This is a genomic window from Flavobacteriaceae bacterium HL-DH10 (genome assembly GCA_031826515.1).
GTDB classification, from domain to species: domain Bacteria; phylum Bacteroidota; class Bacteroidia; order Flavobacteriales; family Flavobacteriaceae; genus Thalassobellus; species Thalassobellus suaedae.
This window is the reverse complement of record CP134536.1, coordinates 1,151,843-1,171,381: the sequence shown is the minus strand read 5'-3', so window position 1 is coordinate 1,171,381 and position 19,539 is coordinate 1,151,843. Positions and strand designations below refer to the sequence as shown.

Annotated in this window: 16 protein-coding genes; 4 read left to right on the top strand and 12 right to left on the bottom strand. The window is 33.1% G+C overall.

The window, feature by feature from the left end:
* Nucleotide 1: 1 nt before the first annotated feature.
* Genes RHP49_05180 through RHP49_05155 form a run of 6 tightly spaced genes read right to left on the bottom strand, consistent with a single transcriptional unit; the run spans nucleotide 2 to nucleotide 4,880 of the window.
* On the bottom strand, nucleotides 2–607 hold the full coding sequence (locus RHP49_05180; GenBank protein WNH13647.1) for an electron transport complex subunit E: 606 nt from the start codon (nucleotides 605–607) through the stop codon (nucleotides 2–4).
* A gap of 5 nt (nucleotides 608–612) precedes the next feature.
* Nucleotides 613–1,209, bottom strand: coding sequence for an RnfABCDGE type electron transport complex subunit G (locus RHP49_05175; protein WNH13646.1), 597 nt, complete (start codon nucleotides 1,207–1,209; stop codon nucleotides 613–615).
* Nucleotides 1,210–1,211: 2 nt separating this feature from the next.
* On the bottom strand, nucleotides 1,212–2,222 hold the full coding sequence (locus RHP49_05170) for an RnfABCDGE type electron transport complex subunit D (protein ID WNH13645.1): 1,011 nt from the start codon (nucleotides 2,220–2,222) through the stop codon (nucleotides 1,212–1,214).
* A 2-nt stretch (nucleotides 2,223–2,224) separates the two neighbouring features.
* Nucleotides 2,225–3,553, bottom strand: coding sequence for an electron transport complex subunit RsxC (gene rsxC, locus RHP49_05165; protein WNH13644.1), 1,329 nt, complete (start codon nucleotides 3,551–3,553; stop codon nucleotides 2,225–2,227).
* Nucleotides 3,546–4,445, bottom strand: coding sequence for a Fe-S cluster domain-containing protein (locus tag RHP49_05160; protein WNH13643.1), 900 nt, complete (start codon nucleotides 4,443–4,445; stop codon nucleotides 3,546–3,548). Before RHP49_05160 ends, rsxC begins: the two co-directional genes overlap by 8 nt.
* Nucleotides 4,446–4,451: 6 nt before the next feature.
* Nucleotides 4,452–4,880: a SoxR reducing system RseC family protein gene (locus RHP49_05155; GenBank protein ID WNH13642.1), complete on the bottom strand. Its 429-nt coding sequence runs from the start codon at nucleotides 4,878–4,880 to the stop codon at nucleotides 4,452–4,454.
* Nucleotides 4,881–5,115: 235 nt separating this feature from the next.
* Between RHP49_05155 and RHP49_05150 the strand changes: the two genes are divergently transcribed.
* Entirely contained in the window at nucleotides 5,116–5,445 is a 330-nt protein-coding gene (locus RHP49_05150; GenBank protein WNH13641.1) for a 2Fe-2S iron-sulfur cluster-binding protein, read from the top strand.
* Nucleotides 5,446–5,560: 115 nt separating this feature from the next.
* Here the strand turns inward: RHP49_05150 and RHP49_05145 are convergent, their stop codons facing one another.
* From RHP49_05145 to RHP49_05135, 3 genes are all read right to left on the bottom strand, one after another.
* The gene (locus RHP49_05145; GenBank protein WNH13640.1) at nucleotides 5,561–9,007 is read right to left on the bottom strand and encodes a hypothetical protein; all 3,447 of its coding nucleotides are present in this window, start codon (nucleotides 9,005–9,007) and stop codon (nucleotides 5,561–5,563) included.
* 212 nt (nucleotides 9,008–9,219) lie between these two features.
* A complete protein-coding gene (locus RHP49_05140) occupies nucleotides 9,220–10,398 on the bottom strand; it encodes an acyl-CoA dehydrogenase family protein (GenBank protein WNH13639.1) in 1,179 nt (392 codons plus the stop codon).
* A 104-nt stretch (nucleotides 10,399–10,502) separates the two neighbouring features.
* Nucleotides 10,503–11,219 carry a methyltransferase gene (locus tag RHP49_05135; GenBank protein WNH13638.1) on the bottom strand — a complete coding sequence of 239 codons (717 nt, stop codon included), beginning with the start codon at nucleotides 11,217–11,219 and terminating at the stop codon, nucleotides 10,503–10,505.
* A gap of 134 nt (nucleotides 11,220–11,353) precedes the next feature.
* Here RHP49_05135 and RHP49_05130 point away from each other — a divergent pair, with 134 nt between their 5' ends.
* Nucleotides 11,354–11,815, top strand: coding sequence for a hypothetical protein (locus RHP49_05130; protein ID WNH13637.1), 462 nt, complete (start codon nucleotides 11,354–11,356; stop codon nucleotides 11,813–11,815).
* A 3-nt stretch (nucleotides 11,816–11,818) separates the two neighbouring features.
* On the opposite strand, the gene rimM is transcribed toward RHP49_05130, so the two are convergent.
* From rimM to RHP49_05115, 3 genes are all read right to left on the bottom strand, one after another.
* Nucleotides 11,819–12,346 carry a ribosome maturation factor RimM gene (gene rimM, locus RHP49_05125; protein ID WNH13636.1) on the bottom strand — a complete coding sequence of 176 codons (528 nt, stop codon included), beginning with the start codon at nucleotides 12,344–12,346 and terminating at the stop codon, nucleotides 11,819–11,821.
* Nucleotides 12,347–12,526: 180 nt separating this feature from the next.
* On the bottom strand, nucleotides 12,527–13,039 hold the full coding sequence (locus RHP49_05120) for a 30S ribosomal protein S16 (protein ID WNH13635.1): 513 nt from the start codon (nucleotides 13,037–13,039) through the stop codon (nucleotides 12,527–12,529).
* A 118-nt stretch (nucleotides 13,040–13,157) separates the two neighbouring features.
* Entirely contained in the window at nucleotides 13,158–14,216 is a 1,059-nt protein-coding gene (locus RHP49_05115) for a lactonase family protein (GenBank protein WNH13634.1), read from the bottom strand.
* A gap of 191 nt (nucleotides 14,217–14,407) precedes the next feature.
* On the opposite strand from RHP49_05115, the gene RHP49_05110 reads away from it, so the two are divergent.
* Entirely contained in the window at nucleotides 14,408–14,854 is a 447-nt protein-coding gene (locus RHP49_05110; protein WNH13633.1) for a PA2169 family four-helix-bundle protein, read from the top strand.
* A 162-nt stretch (nucleotides 14,855–15,016) separates the two neighbouring features.
* Nucleotides 15,017–19,405 carry a DNA polymerase III subunit alpha gene (dnaE, locus tag RHP49_05105; GenBank protein ID WNH13632.1) on the top strand — a complete coding sequence of 1,463 codons (4,389 nt, stop codon included), beginning with the start codon at nucleotides 15,017–15,019 and terminating at the stop codon, nucleotides 19,403–19,405.
* The last annotated feature ends 134 nt before the right edge of the window (nucleotides 19,406–19,539 follow it).

Below are 19,539 nucleotides of genomic sequence, written 5' to 3'. Positions count from 1 at the left end.
CTTAAATTGTTTTAGAGGTTAGCTTGTTGAAAATAACAGTTAAATACGCCAAGGCAATAAAGGCTCCTGGAGGTAAAATAAATAGTATAAATGTGTTAGCATTTTCGGGAACAAATTTTAAACTAAATAAACTACCACTACCTAGTATTTCGCGTACAGCACCCAAAACAGTTAAAGCTAGAACAAAACCTAATCCCATACCTAAAGCATCAAGAATAGATGCTAAAACATTGTTTTTTGATGCAAAAGCTTCAGCTCTACCAAGTATCAAGCAGTTTACCACAATTAAGGGAATAAAAATTCCTAATTGCTCATATAAAAATGGAATAAAAGCTTCTAAAACCATTTCAACAATAGTCACAAAAGAAGCTATAATAATGATGAACGCAGGAATACGAACCTTACTAGGTATTTGAGATTTCACTAATGAAACCACAATGTTAGACATTAATAACACAAATAGGGTAGCGACACCCATTCCTAAACCATTAAATGCCGATGAGGTAACACCTAATGTAGGACACATACCTAACAGCATCACAAAAATTGGGTTTTCTTTAATAATTCCTTTTAAGAAATTTTGCTTTTGATTCAGTAGTTCAGCCATAATTCTTAATGTTTAGTTTTGTTGATAGCCTCAAGATTTTTTACGAAAATATCGTAAGCCATTTTAGTCGATTCACTAAAGGCTCTAGAAGAAATGGTTGCTCCTGTTAATGCATCAACTTCTCCGCCATCTTTTTTAACTTTTAATTTAAATGTGGCAGGGTTTTTATCTCTAAATTGTTTTAAAAACGATTCGTCTTTCATTTTTGTTCCTAATCCAGGGGTTTCTTTTTGTTCTAAAACCGCTATGTTTTTTATAGCTCCATCAGCTTTAAAACCGACCATAATTTTTACTAAACCGCTAAAGCCTTTATCAGAATAACTAATAACAGCAGCACCAACGAATTGGTCGTTTTTAAAAGCAGGATACACTTCAATACTATCTTTAGCAAGCGCTGTTTTAATTTTTTTTACGTCTTCAACAGGGTTATTATCAAATTCTGGTAATACCAATTTTATAGCATTTACTTTTTTTGCTAATTTGGCCTTTGCTTTTGGTTCAATTGTTAAATCGTTTACAAAGCCTAAGGCGAACCCCGAAATGAGTGTTATCAATAAAAGAGATACCACCATACTTAGAAATGTTGATTCTTTTTTACTCATAATTACACGATTTTAGATTTTATTTTATTTCCAAATCTTCTAGGTTTGAAATATTTATTGATTAATGGCACAAAGGCATTCATGATTAAAATAGCAAACGAAATACCTTCGGGATAGGCTCCAAAAAGCCGTATTAAAACAGTAATTAACCCAATACCAATGGCGAAAATGATCATGCCTTTTTTTGTCATAGGACTTGTTACTAGATCGGTTGCCATATAAAAGGCTCCTAAAATAGCACCACCAGAAAGTAAATGAATTATTGGGTTGGCATATTGCTCTGCGTTTATAAGCCAGAAAACACCTGTTATAACTGCCATAGAAGCTAAGAGTGTAACTGGAATATGCCAAGTAATAACTTTTCGTATAATTAAATATAAGCCTCCTAATAGTAAAGCTATTGCCGACATTTCTCCTAAAGATCCTCCTGTAAATCCGAATAACATCTCGATAGTAGAAGGGATTTTCGAACTAATTTCAGTCATTGTTTCGCCATATTGCAGACCTTCTTTTATCACACCAAGTGGCGTTGCTCCTGTAACAGCATCTACAAGTTTGGTGTTGTTTTCAATAGCTGTTGGCCACATGGTCATTTGTACTGGGAATGATACGAGTAAAAATACACGTCCTACTAAAGCTGGATTAAAAATATTGAATCCTAAGCCTCCAAAGGATAGTTTTGCAACGCCAATGGCAACTAAACTACCAACAATAATCATCCAGATTGGTAAGGTAGCAGGTAAATTAAATGCTAATAAAATCCCTGTAATTAAAGCAGAACCATCGGTTATAGTGACATCTGTTTTTAAAAGATATTTCTGAATAAGATATTCAAACAACATACACGAGGCAATTGCTACAGTTGTTGCTATTAATGCACTAATTCCAAATACATATATAGAAATTAAAAATGCAGGTATTAATGCTATAACCACATCATACATGAGTTTTTTAGAAGTTCTATCTGAGTGTACATGCGGAGACGCCGATACAATTATGGATTGATTACTCATAGTTAGTTTTTAGCTGTATTTAACTTTTTAACAATGTTTTTTCCAAATCTTATGTAGTCTAATAAGGGTCTGTGTGAAGGACATACATAACTGCAAGAACCACATTCTATGCAAGTCATAATATCTTCATAAGAAGCTTTTTCATACATCCCTTTTTCTGAAAGATTCATTAAAAGATGCGGTTCTAATCCCATTGGGCAAACATTTACACATTCGCTACAACGAATACAGTTTTTTGGTTCACCTCTGCTTGCTTCATCTTCATGAATAACCAAGATGCCTGAAGTGCCTTTAGTTACTGGGACGTCTAGGTTTTTAATAGCTTTTCCCATCATAGGTCCGCCATTAATTATTTTACGAGTACCTTCTGGTAAGCCTCCAACTTCAGATACTAAATCTTTAATAGGAGTTCCTATTTTAACCCAGTAGTTAGAAGCATTTTCTAATTTTTTTCCTGTAACCGTAACCACACGTTCTGTTAATGGTTTGTTATGCTGAATGGCTTCATAAATAGCGTAAATGGTTCCAACATTATGTACAATAACACCAACGTCTAATGGTAATCCGTTTTTAGGAACCTCTCTATTTAATAGGGCTCTTACTAGTTGTTTTTCGCCGCCTTGTGGGTATTTAACTTGTAAAGCAGCAACTTGAATTTTTGGATCGTTTTGAGTTAGTTTTTTAAAGATATTTATAGCATCTTTTTTGTTGTTTTCAATACCGATAATAGCTTTATTAATTTTTAAAGCAGTCATTAAAATATGGATGCCAACTATAATTTCCTCAGCTTTTTCAAGCATTAAACGATGGTCTGCTGTTAAGTACGGTTCACATTCTACACCATTAATAATAAGGTGGTCTAAAATGTTTCCCTCTTTTACGCTTAATTTTACATGAGAAGGAAATGTAGCACCTCCTAAACCAACAATACCATAATCGTTTATTTTCTGTAAAATGTCTTTAGGTTCAAGAATAATCTCCTTTTTTAAAGGGAATTCAATTTCTTCAAAATTAGCTTCATTTTTAGCATCAGTTCTAATAACAATGCATTGTTTTTTGTAGCCACTGGTATCTATTATTTTATCTAGTTTGGTAACTGTTCCAGCTACAGGAGTATGTATGTTAGAAGAAACAAATCCGCCAGATTTTGCAATAACCTGCCCTTTCTCTACTTTGTCTTTAACATTAACAATTATTTCGGCAGGAATACCTATATGTTGTGATATGGGAACATATACAACTTTAGGTACTGTCATTTTTTTAATACCTTTAGATGACGTTATTTTATTTTCTGGTGGATGAATACCGCCTTTTGGAAATGTTTTAAGCATCGGTCTTTATTTTATCAGATTCAACATTTGCTTCTGCTTTTTCAACTTTAGGTTCAACCTTTTTCACTTTTTTCTTCGGAAAATTTGTTTCTATAATAGAGTGTGTAGGGCAAACATCGACACATTTTCTACATAAAGTACAGGCTACAGGATCTATATATGCTAAGTTATTCGACATGTCTATAGCATCTTTTGGGCATATATCTTCACATTTAGAGCATCCTATACAAGCAACATCGCAGGCTTTTTTTGCAATACCTGCCTTGTCTTGGTTTAAACAGCCAACAAATATTTTTAAATCCCTTTTGTGCTTAGGACGCATTTCAATTATGTCTCTCGGACAAGCTTCAGCGCAAGCACCACAAGATGTACATTTGTCTGTAATTATTACGGGAAGTCCAGTAGTTTCATCCATGTACATGGCGTCGAATTTACATACTGCAACACAATCACCATCGCCTAAACAACCATATTGACAATCGGTTTCTCCACTATAGATCATTGCAGATATGGCACAGTTTCTAGGGCCTTGATATTCGGTAGTTTTTGGTCTCACTTCACAGCTACCCTGACAAAGTAAAACGGCTAGCGTAGGGTCTTTTTCGGCAACTTCTTTTTCTAAAACCGTAGCAACTTGTTTCATAACATCGTTGCCTCCAACGGGACAGAAAAGATCTGAAATATCTTCAGAGCTTACTAGTTTTTCAGCGAAAGCTTTACAACCAGGAGATCCACAACCACCACAGTTGGCAGCTGGTAATAAATTATCAACTTCTCCTATTAAAGGATTTTCATAAACATAGAACTTTTTAGAGACTACATACAGAACAATAGCTGCAATGATTCCCAAGGAAGCTAATAAGAAAACACTATATAAAACAGATTCAGACATGCTTAATTATATTTTTAATATGGAAATTTTAAAGGCACTTTTTAACGTGCTTTTTAAAAAATAGAGCGTGAGATAATAAGGTATTAATATGAGTAATGATAAGATTCCAGCAATCCATTCTTTTAAATAAATAGATGCTATTATTAAAGTAAGAAACATTAAAATAAAAGGAAAAACATAAGCCCAAAACACAGCTTTAAAGCCAAGTGCTTTTTTTAAAACCACATTAACATGCTCATTAATTTTATATGAATCATTTGGGTTTATTATTTCAATTTCTTTGGTATTAGATTCTGAAATACCACAAGCAGCTTTAGCTCGACATGATTCACAATGAATATTTTGCTCTAAAGAAACCACAACCGATTCGTCTCCAATTTTGGAGACAATACCAGCATGTATAAATGTGTTTTTATTTGATGGTTGAGAATTCATAAATACATTTAATTAACCTAAAAGACTCATACTGTAAAATTAATCTATTGTCTCAGGCAATTTTATGACTTATGTTAGCTTTAAAATTTAGAATTAACAATTTTTAGTTAAAAAATAACTTACAAATTATTGTTCAGGTATTATGTTTACTGATATTTTTAATAGTCTACTAATTTAGTAGGATTAATAGTTTATTTCAAATTATTTACTTATTTTTGCGTCTTAAAATTTTTGAATGTCAGATATTACAATAAAAATAACAGATAGAGATGGTGTAGCACATACATTGCTAGCGCCAACAGATATGGCTATGAATCTTATGGAGGTTGTAAGGTCTTATGAATTAGCCCCAGAAGGTACTATTGGAGTTTGTGGTGGTATGGCTATGTGTGCTTCTTGTCAATGTTACGTAACGAGTGATACAGAATTGCCAGAAATGAGCGATGATGAAGAAGCTATGCTTTCAGAAGCTTTTGATGTTAAAGACAATTCGCGTTTAGGTTGTCAAATACAAATGTCGCCTGAAATGGAAGGTCTTGAGGTGGAACTTGCCCCTGAGAGTTAATAGCTTTATAAATCTAATCTCTTTTTGAGATGAAAACAGATAGAGTTAAAGTAAATGTAAATAAAAAGCGTTTCAATTTGAAACGCTTTTTATTTACAAAAACTACTATTGTGTTTTATTTATGATACAAAGGGTCGGCTCCTATAGTTCCTACTAGACGGTTTATGTAATCATTAGATTTTACACTATTAAAACGTTCTTTTACAGTATCTAATTGTTCTTTAATTTTCATTTCAGAAACTAAAGCGTCATTATTTGGGTTTTTCATAAATGTTTCTAAATATGCTATTTGAGAATCGTAAAAACAAATATCTTTTTTCTGTTTTATTTCCAATCGTTCTTTATACCAATCACTATTAATGACATAGTCTCTGTCAAAATACGTTCTTAATTCTGGATCGTTAATATTTTTTCCTTCATAAGAACCATATGCCATGATGTGTAATAATATTTTTAACGGCGGAATAGCTGCTTCAATACTGCCATCTTCAAAATAGCTTAATGCTACTTTTTCTTGAGCTTCAACAATATTATTTATACCGTCTACATAATCTTCTAAACCTTGTAATTCTGGTTTTAACATTTTTTCATTAAAAACAGCAGTAGGTTCGTCAAATAAACGATTTAAGCATCTTAATGAAAATGTTTTGGTAATTCTATATCCTAAACGACTTGCTAATATAGTTTGGCCGTTATGTTCAAAATCTTCAAGTTTTTCTAAAGATCCATTTTGTATTAATTTTTTTGGATCTCTATCTTTTGGTTCCAATCGAGCCCAAATCTCTGGAATAAGTAAACTAACATCATGATCTATTTTGTTTTCTGCACCTACATATCCAGCAGCAGTACTAAAACCATTTGATTCTGTTAAAATATGCGACAATAACGCATTATTTAAATCGGTAGTTGGTGTTAGCATATTAAATGGAGCCTTGGTTAAGGCGCCCTCAGAACCTGCTCCTGTAGTTGATGGCGACTTACCTGTTAAACTACAAATAAAGTCCATAAACAATTCTGGAGTTTCTTGGTAATGAATTGGGTTGTACACTGCCAATGGACGAATTCCTGCGGCCTTATCAACAGGGTTATTTCTTCTGCCAGGAAGAACGGCATTTACGACATGAACAACTGGTTGATCGAACTTTATTTTTCTAAGTAATCTTATACCTGTATCTGCTAAATAACTTTCCTCAGTTTCTTCAATATGTCTACTTGGTTCCAAATATCGAGGGTTTGCAGTAGGTTCTCCATTCACAATTCTGGTATGCGATGGCAGTACAAAATATTCTTCATCATTAGCACTATTTACTATGTTTGTAATGAAGTCTTTTACTGGTTGTGTGTATTTGTCGAAGTTGATAGTGTCTTCATAAATGGCTATAGCATCTGCTTTTTTTAATAATTCATAATTTGTTAAAAAACGACCATTTGAAATAATATCTAACTCTGCATTCTTATCATAGCCTCTTACAACAGCTTCATCAGGTCTTTGAAATAGATGCGCTTCACAGTTAGTGAGTACTTTTACACTTTTATTACTAAATTCTGGATTTAAGTTTTTTATCTGTTCTCTTGGTAATGTTATTGAAGCAGTAATATCATCTTCGGTTTGAATTTTTTCACAAGGAGAAAAATCAGATCTTAATTTATTTAACATCCAGTTTCCTTTTTGATTGAACCCGATGCGAACATAACTACCAACTACTGGAGTGTTATTATACAAAAGACCTGTTCCTTTTTGTCCATTGATTATTTCTACAGACATATAATCTTTCCAGTTTAATGCACCATGTGCTTGTCTGTATAATCGTTTTACAAAAAGCACTAATGATCTGATATGTACCGGAATGTTACTTAAAAATTCGTTGAATTCATCAGAGTTTTCTTTTGAAGGTGTTAGTAGTTTTACCGCCGAACTTAGTGTTCTATCATCACTTAAAAAATGTCTAGATTTAGGTCGGTTTGGGTCTTTTATTTTCCAACGTGTAGAATAGTTAAATTCTATTATTTCATCTGCTTTTTTAAAGTCTTCATCAATATCATGAATGTTAAATGTGCTGTAAGTAATTGCGTTTTGCATAGACTTTGAAATTTCAGACTTTCCGCCGCCCGAAACAGTACATGGTTTATGGCAAAAAACACCTTCTGCAAATGTATCTACTATTCGCCATAAATTAATGGTTTTATGTTTTTCTAATCTAAATTTATTTCCAGTAGGATGTATATATGTTTTGTATGGCGATATGGTTAGTTTTTGTTCTTTACCATCATGTTCCCAGGTAATACTATTGGTGTTTGTGTTTACATATGAAAATTCTGGAATGTATATAATGTTAGGATATTTTTTATCTACTGCATAATTTTCAGGCATTATATCAATATTATTCCCTAGCAGTGTTTTAACATCTTCAAAAGTATGTTTTCCATCATTAAATTCGTAGTAATCTTTACCGTCTAGAGTGTCTCCCATTACTCTTCTGGCAAAAGCCATTGCTCCTCCAGCATGTTCTTCTTCAACTAAGCCAAATAAATTAGCTGAATAACTAATTTGTGTTTTAATTTCTTTTTTAGAATACCCGTAATAATTATCTGCAATTAGGGTAATTACCACACCTCTGTCGTCTCTACATGTAATTTTAAAAGCACCACCATCATTATATAACTCGTTGGCGTCTTTCCAGAACATGCCATCTCTTTTTTGACGCTCTGTAGCCTCATCAAAATGAGGTAGTCCTACATCTTTCTTCTTTAGTGTTATTAATTGGGGAGCTAAAACAATACAACCTGTGTGGCCTATCCAATGTTCTGTGTCTAATGCTGCATCATTTAAAGCTAAATTAGGATTGCCTGCATTCCCGAAAATAGATTCCACAAAATCCAAATTACTCACTAAATTTCCAGGCGCAAAAAAGCGTACTTCTAAAGATTTTTTAGAAATGACGTTTGGCACTTCTGGGCAAACGATAGGTCTTAATAACATTGATACCATTGTTTTTGCTTTCTCTTCTTGATTGGCAGTAAATGGCAATATTTTTAATTCATCAGATGGGTTAAACGCTGCGTTTAAAAGGTGTGCAAACGTGATTTTGGGAACCTCTTTTTTATCTAGTGGCACTGGTAAAGATCCTTCAACAATATGAAAGGTGCCTTTTGTTGTTCTTTTATCATGTAATGGATTATTTAAAATCCCTTGTTTAACTCTATTGGTTGTAACTAAATCACTTTTAAATAAATTTCCATTAGGTGGTAGGCTTACCTCTCTAGCATGACCTTTTTTAGATAATATTAATGTTTTATTAGGTATTTTTAATGATTTATTAATTGAAACCTCTTTTAAATAATCATCTATAAAGTTTTGAATTCTTGAATCTGCGGGGCAATGGTGATCTGCCAATAATCTTGATTTTTGACGGATACTTTTTATTAATTCAGTGGTCAGTAATTCGAATTTTGGGTCACAAAATTTTTCATCACTGTCATCACTATCTTTAAAAATAGGTTGGCCTAGTGCCGCTAACTGTAAATTAATAAATTGAACAATGTCTTTTCTTGATTCTTGCATAGTTTCAAAAGGTTGAATGTTTTTTGTAAGCGACAAATTTAAGGTATGATTTTTTTTTAAAACCTGTCGAAAGTCACTTTTTTTCTAAATTTTAGTTATAAAGATTTTTGAAAAGGGGTATTTAGATAGCGATTCTATGCCATAGAACCTCATTTTAGATATTAAGCTTTTTAGCGAATACGATTAATGATCTCTTTATTAAAAAAGATAAATCATTTAAAAGCATTTAATCCAGTAATGTCAAGACCTGTTATTAATAAATGAATATCATGAGTGCCTTCATAGGTAATAACACTTTCAAGATTCATAGAGTGGCGCATAATACTATACTCGCCTGTAATTCCCATACCACCTAGCATTTGTCTAGCTTCACGGGCAATATTAATAGCCATATCTACATTGTTGCGTTTTGCCATAGATATTTGCGCAGATGTTGCTTTGTCATTGTTACGTAAAACACCTAAACGCCATGTTAAAAGTTGAGCTTTGGTAATTTCGGTAATCATTTCAGCAAGTTTCTTTTGTTGCAGTTGAAATTGTCCAATAGGCTTTCCAAATTGTATACGTTCTTTGCTGTAGCGTAAAGCTGTATCATAACAGTCCATAGCGGCACCAATAGCACCCCAAGCAATGCCATAACGAGCAGAATCTAAACAACCTAAAGGCGCACCTAGACCAGATTTGTTAGGTAGTAAATTTTCTTTAGGGACTTTTACATTATCGAAAATAAGTTCGCCTGTAGCACTTGCTCGTAACGACCATTTGTTATGGGTTTCAGGAGTGGTAAAGCCCTCCATGCCACGTTCTATTAATAAACCATGAATACGTCCGTTTTCGTCTTTGGCCCAAACTACCGCAACTTGTGCAAAAGGCGCATTGCTAATCCACATTTTAGCTCCATTTAATAAATAATGGTCGCCCATATCTTTAAAATGAGTAACCATACCACTTGGGTTGCTACCATGATCTGGCTCTGTTAAACCAAAACAACCCATCCATTCGCCACTAGCTAATTTGGGTAGATACTTTTGGCGCTGTGATTCATTACCATATTTCCAAATAGGATACATAACTAAGCTAGATTGTACCGAAGCTGTACTGCGAATACCAGAATCTCCTCGTTCTATTTCTTGCATAATTAACCCATAGGAAATTTGATCTAAACCAGCACCGCCATATTCCATAGGAATGTATGGTCCGAATGCACCAATTTCAGCTAAGCCACTTATAATTTGCTTAGGGAATTTTGCTTTTTGAGCATAGTCTTCTATAATTGGTGAGACTTCACGTTTTACCCAGGCGCGAGCAGCATCACGAACTAATTTATGCTCATCACTTAATAATTCGTCAAGATTATAATAATCTGGTGCTTCAAATAAATCTGGTTTCATTTAAATTAAATTAAAAGGTTTTAGTGAAATAATTAGAAATCCTTATTTTTTTTAAGAATTTATCATTTTACCTTCTCAAATTTAATTAATCTTTACGGAATTAGTTACATTTTTAAATAAAAATCTTTGGTAAGATTTATATAGTCTGCAGTGTATTTGTGACGTTCTGTTTCAATAATTAACTCATTTACATTTATGTGGCTTTTGTGAAAAGAGAATTCTAAAAGGCTTCTTTTAATTTCTGAATTTGGATTGCCTTTAACACGGAGTATTTTATTGGGCGAAAGATGGTAATTTGAAGCGATTTCAATAAATGCAACTTCTTCTTTAAAAGGTATAATTACAGAGAATATACCGTCTTCAGATAACAGTTTTGAAACACTATCAATTAAATGTTCAAATGACATAGCATCGGTAAATCTAGCTAAATCACGTTGCGTATTTTCAGTTTTAAAATCTTCGGAGTAAAACGGCGGATTAGAAATAATGAGATCGTATTTATCTTCAATTTCTTCTACAAACGCTTCTAATGAAGCATGATAACAAAAAAGACGGTCTCCCCACGTAGATTGTTCAAAATTATCGACACATTGTTCATAGGTGTTATCATCAATTTCAATGGCATCAATGAGTTCTGCGAAGCAGCGTTGTGCTAGCATAAGAGATAGTACACCTGTTCCTGCTCCAATATCTAAAACAGAAAAAGGGTTATTTTCAATAGAAGTCCAAGCACCAAGCAATACACTATCGGTACCGATTTTCATAGCACATTGATCTTGGTTTACATTAAATTGTTTGAAAACAAAAGGTTTTTTAGACATGAAATTGTATTGAGAATTAGGACAATAGTATAAATAAAATGTTAAATGTGGATAAACTATGTTAAATAATATACTATCGACATCCAGATTGAGTTATAATTAGCGTATATTAGATTATAAAAATACTTAATGGTTTGGGGGTAAAACGATACGATAAAATTTTAATGAAATTAAATGATTTGTTATTAATGAATCATGAAGTAGAAAAAATATTTTCAAAAATACAATATGATGATGTTGATAGTAGTTTAAAATCTTTTTTTAAAGAAAAAGAGATTGAGAGAAGCGAATTTTGTACGATGTTGCAAAATGAATCAAAGAAATTGGAAACAAAGATAGATGACTCTATCATGTTAAATAGAAGAAATCATTTAACAAAGTTGAATTTAAAAAAAATATTGCGTTATGATAAGGATGTTGACTTATTTAGACAAGTTAATAATGTGATGCAATTGAGTATTTATGAATATAACGAGTTTCTGATGGAAATGAACTTGCCTTTATCACTTTGTAAACTTTTAATTAAACAACGCGATTGTATTGAATCTTCGTTACATCATATAACAAGAGAGGCAGAAGCGATGCGGCTCGCTTAATTTTTATTCTAAATACAAGTCGATTAACCCTTCTGGGGTATTCACTAAAATAGTTTTGTTTGCTCTGTCGACTTTTACTATAAATTCGTCATTCATAGGAATTAGGATTTCTACACCTTCTCTGTCAATTTCAAAAAGGGATTGGGCTGTAGAGTCATTAATAGCTTTAATAATACCTACTTTCCCAAAATTAACGTCTTCAATAGTAAAGTTAATCACTTCATGAAAGTAAAACGTATTACCTTCTAGTTTAGGTAATAAGTCTAAGGGTAAATATAAACCACATTTCATAATAGCATCGGCATCTGCTTCTTCGTCAACATCTTCAAATTTTATACGAAGTAATTCTGATTTGTGCAATTGTGAACTTTCAACAAAAAAAGGCACGAGGTTATTTTTTAATTCTAAAAAAATAGCGTCTAAGTGTTCATAAAGTTCTGGCTGATCTGTGTCTAATTTAGCTAAAACTTCACCTTTAAAACTGTATTTCTTTACAATTTTCCCTAAATAAAAACAATCTTCTTTTTTCATTGAAAACTAATTTTTTTCATCCTGAACTTGTTTCAGGATCTTTAAAAGTATTAATAATTGTGAGATCCCGATTTTCATCGGGATTTGTTCAATAATATATTTTGCAAATCAAAATACTATTTCACAAAAAAACTCCGATATTAATATCGGAGTTTAAAAGTATAAAAAAATTATTGTTTTTTATTCTTCTTCGTTTGATGCTTCAACTTCAGGAGCCGCTTCTTCAACAACTTCTTCTTCAGCAACAGGAGCTGCCGCAGCAATTCTTGCTTCGTTAACAGCTTTTTCAGCAGCTAGAGCATCAGCTTTAGCTTTCGCTTCAGCTTGAGATAAACCATCAGCTTTAGCTTGTACTTTTCCTTCTTTTTCTTCTAACCAAGCTGTGAATTTAGCTTCAGCTTGCTCTTCAGTTAAAGCGCCTTTTCTAACACCACCTGCAAGGTGATTTTTAAGTAAAGCACCTTTGTAAGATAAAAGTGTTTTTGCTGTATCAGTTGGTTGTGCACCATTTTGCAACCATGTTACAGCGCCATCAACGTTTAATTCAACAGTTGGTGGGTTTGTGTTTGGATTGTAGATACCTAATTTTTCTAAGTATTTACCGTCTCTTTTTGAACGTGCATCAGCTGCAACGATCCAGTAAAAAGGTTTCCCTTTTTTACCATGTCTTTGTAATCTAATTTTTACTGGCATAATAATTAATTATTTGAGGTTCTCGACCTCGGTTATTAATGAGGGCGCAAAGATACTATATTTTTTTAATTATCAAGGCTTTATTTTGCTTTTGAATTAAATTGATTGCCATAATTTTTTAAAATAACAAACATACAGGTCTTGGTACTTTTACGTCATTTAAAAAAGAAAGTTTTCCTGTAGATGAATTGATACTAAAAACCGAAATATTTTGACTTTTTTGGTTTGCTACTAATAAAAATTTTCCAGAAGGATCTAGTGTAAAGTTTCTTGGCCAGTCACCATGAACAGGCACTGTTTGGATTTTTTGAATCGTGCCATTAAACTTATTTCTTTTAAAAACTACGATGGAGTTTTCACCTCTATTAGATCCGTATAAGTAAAGTTCGTTCCTAGATAAATGAATATCGGCGCAGGAATTATTGCCTTCATAGTTTTTATCTAAAGTAGTGTCATAATCAATTTGTTCAAATCCGTTTTCTGTTTTTTTAAACGAGGTAATGGAATTTCCGTATTCATTTATAATGTATATAAATAGACCGTTTTTTGTTATTGTAAAATGACGAGGTCCCGGGTTTTCTGTCATTTCAACAATAGTAGGTAATGCTAATTCGTATGTATCGCCTTTAAGTTTATATTGGTATAGAGCGTTTATGCCTAAATCAGCTATATATAATTCATCTCTAAAAAATTGGGCAGAATGGGCATGCGATACCTTATCGTCTGTGTTGTAATTAAAAATTTGAGTAGCATCATTAAGTTTTCCGTCTCTTGCAATGCTATAAATAGAAGCACTACCGCCACGGTAATTTGAAACTACAGCTTTATTTCCTTGTCTGTTTAATGAAATATGGCAAGGACCTTCGCCATTACTACTCACTTTATTTAAAAATTTGAGATGTCCGTTTTCTCGAATTTTAAATGAAGAAACGGAGCCTCCTAAGCTTTCGCTTACGGCATAGATGTATTTTTTATTTCTGGAATATGTAATAAATGATGGGTTTTGGGTAGAAATAGCTAATTGCAGATTGCTAAGTTGCCCAGTATTTTGGTTGAAATCTAATTTGTAAATACCTTCACTGTAACCATCTGTATAAGTACCAATGTATAATGGTGTGTTTTGGGCTTTACAGCTTATGAAAATAAGTAGGGTGAGTAATAAAAAGTTAGATTTCATAATAATATATTGTTTTTCAAATGTACTATAAAATATTATAGTCGTCCATTTGTGTTAAAAGATACTAAAATTATCACAAAACTGTTAAATCCTTTGTTTTTATTGGGTTTGTGCCTTATGTTAATAGTGGCAGATGTGAAACAATACGCATCTTAAAAGAACTTATTGGAATTTAAAATGAAAATGATTTTATGAAGTACACAGAAGAAATTTCAAATAAATTAAACAAATTATTAATTAAGAATTATGATGCTGAAAAAGGGTATTTGAATGCTATCGACCATGTGGATGATGAAAGGTTACAAATGTTTTTTAAACGAAGAGTTTCAGAACGAAGTGAATTTGCAAAAGAATTAAGAACTGAAATTTTGCGTTATGGTGAAATACCCGAAGATTCAGGTGCTTTTAAAGGTGTTTTGCACAGAAATTGGGCATCTTTAAAAACATTGCTTACTTCAAATAATGAAGAAGCTATATTGAATGAAGCTATTAGAGGCGAGGAAGCTGGATTGGAAGAATATAATGAGATTTTGAAAGATAGAAATTTACCCCCCACTATTGATTCGTTATTATTAAAGCACAAAAGTGCTATTCAAGCATCTATTAATACAGAAAAATCATATAAAGAGTTGGTGTAGTAAATAGTGTTTTAGGTTAAGATATGCGCAACCCCTAGGGTTGCGTTTTTTTGTTTATAAATGTTTATAACTTCAGTTTAAAAAAGACGAATTTCTGTGTATTTTTATACTCTTCGTTTTTTGTTCTAAACGAATAAATCCATAAACATATAAATAGATTTAATGTACTTAATTTTCGATACAGAAACTACTGGATTACCAAAACGCTGGGATGCCCCAATTACCGATACCGATAATTGGCCACGCTGTATACAAATAGCATGGCAACTGCATGATGCAATGGGTAACTGTATTGAAAGTCAGGATTATTTGGTGCAACCAGAAGGGTTTAACATTCCTTATGATGCTGAGAAAATTCATGGTATTTCAACTGAATTAGCACAAGAGCAAGGTATTCCATTAGCTGAGGTTTTAGAAAAGTTTAATGAGGCTTTAGGTAAAACTAAGTTTGTAGTTGGGCAAAATGTAAAGTTCGACCTTAATATTATGGGGGCTGAATTTGTACGCGGTGCTCTTGAAAACCCATTACAAGAATTACCTGTTTTAGATACCTGTACAGAGCATACAGCAAGTTTATGCGAAATTCCAGGTGGGCGTTACGGGAAGTTTAAATTACCAACATTATCTGAGTTACACGAGCATTTATTTAATGTAGGCTTTTCTGAAGCGCATAATGCGACTGCCGATGTAGAGGCTACTACACGTTGTTTTTTCGAATTGGTGCGTTTGGGTGAATATACCAAAGACCAATTGGATGTTCAACCTGATTATTTTGAGAATTTTAAAGAGGCTAACCCAGATACGATTCAGCTTATAGGATTAAAGCATATTAATCTTAAGCGTGAAAGTGCTAAAATTTTAGAGCGAATAAAAAAAGCTGAAGGAAGCCAAATTTCTTCCGAAGAAATTAAACAAAATATATCGGAGTTAGCCGATGTGGATTTTGTGCATCTTCATAACCACTCCCAGTTTTCAGTATTACAATCTACTATGGGTGTTGCCGATATTGTTTCGGTTGCAGCCGAATATAATATGGAAGCAGTAGCGCTAACCGACCATGCTAATATGATGGGAGCGTTTCACTTTGTAAATGCAGTAAGCAGGCATAATAGTAGTGTTAAAGCTAAAATTGCAGCAGCAGAAGCAACAGGCGAAGCCGTTACTGTTAAAGAAATGAAACCTATTATTGGTTGTGAATTTTTTGTTTGTGAAAATCATTTAGATAAATCTAGAAAAGATAATGGCTATCAAATTGTATTCTTGGCGAAGAATAAAAACGGGTATCATAATCTTGCAAAATTATCGTCGCATGCCTTTGTAAATGGGTTTTATTATTTACCAAGAATTGATAAAAAATTAATTGAAGAATATAAAGAAGATTTAATTGTTTTAACAGGGAATTTATATGGTGAAGTACCAAGTAAAATCCTGAATATTGGTGAAAATCAAGCAGAAGAAGCTCTAATCTGGTGGAAAGAACAGTTTGGTGACGATTTGTATGTAGAATTGATGCGCCATAATCAAGAAGATGAAAATCGTGTAAATCCAACTTTAATAGCATTGGCAAATAAGCATAATGTTAAGTTGGTGGCTACCAATAATACCTATTACAAAAAGCAAGGAGATGCTAATGCACACGATATTTTATTGTGTGTAAAAGATGGTGAAAAACAGGCAACTCCCATAGGTCGTGGTCGAGGTTACCGCTACGGTATGCCAAATCAGGAGTATTATTTTAAATCTCCTGATGAGATGAAACAATTGTTTAAAGATATTCCTGAAGCCATTTCTAATGTACAAGAAGTGGTTGATAAGATAGAAGGGTATCAATTAGCGAGAGATGTATTATTGCCAGCATTCGATATCCCTGATGAATTTAAACATGAAGAGGATTTAGTTGATGGGGGTAAGCGAGGAGAAAATGCGTTTTTAAAACATTTAACTTTTGAAGGTGCTAAAAAACGATATGGAGAAGAACTATCAGAAGAGGTTGTAGAACGTCTCGATTTCGAATTAAGTGTTATAGAAAATACTGGGTACCCAGGATATTTTTTAATTGTAGAAGATTTTATTCGCGAAGCTCGAAAAATGGATGTGTCTGTAGGTCCGGGGCGTGGATCGGCAGCAGGATCGGTAGTTGCTTATTGTCTTTGGATAACTAATATAGACCCACTTAAGTACGATTTGCTTTTTGAGCGTTTTTTAAATCCAGATCGTGTGAGTATGCCCGATATTGATATCGATTTTGATGATGAAGGTCGAAGTCGAGTTATGGATTATGTTATTGAAAAATACGGAAGTAACCAAGTAGCACAAATTATTACTTACGGAACCATGGCGGCAAAGTCGTCTATTCGAGATACAGCACGTGTTTTAGATTTACCACTTTTTGATGCTGATAGAATAGCGAAGTTGATTCCAACCATGTCTAAACTTGGAAAAATTTTCGGTTTAAGCGAAAAAGATTTAGCGAGTAAGTTTCGTGCTGAAGATTTAGAAAAAGTTAATGAACTTTTAAATATAGCAGATGGAAGTGATTTACAAGCTGAAACAGTAAACCTGGCAAGAACCTTAGAAGGTTCGGTAAGAAATACGGGAATTCATGCCTGTGGTGTTATTATCACGCCCGATGATATTACAAAGTTCGTTCCAGTAGCAACTGCTAAAGATTCCGATTTATATGTTACCCAGTTTGATAACTCCGTTGTAGAAGATGCGGGCTTATTAAAAATGGACTTTTTAGGATTAAAAACGCTGACTTTAATTAAGGATACCGTTAAAATTGTTAAGGCAAAACATGATATTTTACTCGATCCAGATACTTTTCCTTTAGATGACGAAGAAACCTATGCGTTATTCCAACGAGGTGAAACAGTAGGTGTATTCCAATATGAATCTCCCGGAATGCAAAAACATTTACGTGATTTAAAACCAACGGTGTTTGAAGATTTAATTGCGATGAATGCTTTGTACCGTCCAGGACCTATGGAGTATATTCCAAGTTTCGTTCGTCGTAAACATGGTGATGAGGAAATTGAGTACGATTTACCAGCCATGGAAGAATACTTAAAGGAAACTTATGGTATTACCGTATATCAAGAGCAGGTGATGTTATTGTCCCAAAGTCTCGCAGGATTTACTAAAGGTGAAGCCGATGTATTGCGTAAGGCGATGGGTAAAAAGCAGATTGCGGTACTGGATAAAATGAAGCCAAAGTTTATTGAACAAGCCAGTGCAAATGGACATGATGCTAAAGTTTTAGAAAAAGTTTGGAAAGATTGGGAAGCCTTTGCGAGTTATGCTTTTAATAAATCACACTCTACTTGTTATGCTTGGATAGCTTACCAAACTGCATATTTAAAAGCGCATTATCCAGCGGAATATATGGCAGCGGTATTGTCGAATAATATGAATGATATTAAGCAGGTTACATTTTTTATGGAAGAATGTAAACGCATGAAGTTACCTGTTTTAGGACCCGATGTTAATGAGAGTTATTATAAGTTCTCGGTAAATAAAGACAATGCAGTTCGTTTTGGAATGGGAGCTATAAAAGGGGTAGGACATGGGGCTGTTATGACTATTGTTGATAATAGAAAAGAAGACGGTAATTATAGATCTATTTTTGATATAGCAAAGCGTATCGATTTACGTGCGGCCAATAAAAAAGCATTCGAGAATCTTGCGTTAGCAGGCGGATTTGATTGTTTTGAAAATACGCATAGAGCACAATATTTTCATAGAGAAGGTGATGGTATGACGTTTTTAGAAATGGCCATTAAATATGCACAGCGTTATAAAGAAAATGAGAATTCGGCACAAGTAAGTTTGTTTGGAGATGCTAGTGATGTTCAAATAGCTGAGCCAGAAGTGCCTCCATGTGAAGAGTGGGGAACTATGGAGAAATTAGCCCAAGAACGTGAAGTGGTTGGGGTTTATATTTCGGGACATCCATTAGATGATTTTAAAACAGAAATGAAAACTTTTTGCAATGCAACACTTGCCATGTTTAATGATGTAGCACCTTATGTGAACCGTGAACTTGTATTTGGTGGCGTAGTAACCGATGTACAACATCGTGTGAGTAAACAAGGAAAAGGATGGGCGTTATTTACTGTTGAAGATTATACCGATAGTCATGAATTTAGAATTTTTGGTGAAGAATATTTAAAATTCAGACATTTTTTAATGCAGAATAATTTCGTTTATGTTAAAACATTTATTCGAGATGGTTGGGTAAATAAAGATACTGGAAAAAAGAGCGATCCACGAATGCAGTTTAATAATTTTCAATTGCTGCATGATGTGATGGAGCATTATGCTAAAAAGCTCTCAATACAACTGGATATTAAAGATTTAGATGAACAAAAAATAAAAGCTTTAAAGGAATTGGTTAACATGCATCCCGGAAATCAGATGCTTAATTTTTTAGTGTACGATACCAAAGAAAAAATAAAATTGAGTATGCCAAGCAGAAAACAAAAGGTGAAAGTATCTCAAGAATTGATAAAAGAGCTAGAAGAACAAAATGTGGTTTATAAATTAAATTAATTTTTTAATAGTTATGGATGAGATTTTTTTTATTAAACACAAAGCTTACTTAAAATGATATAGCAGATAGCTTGTTTTATGCGCTCAAATATCAAAAATAACTTCCAACAATATAGCTATAGGTAAAACAAATT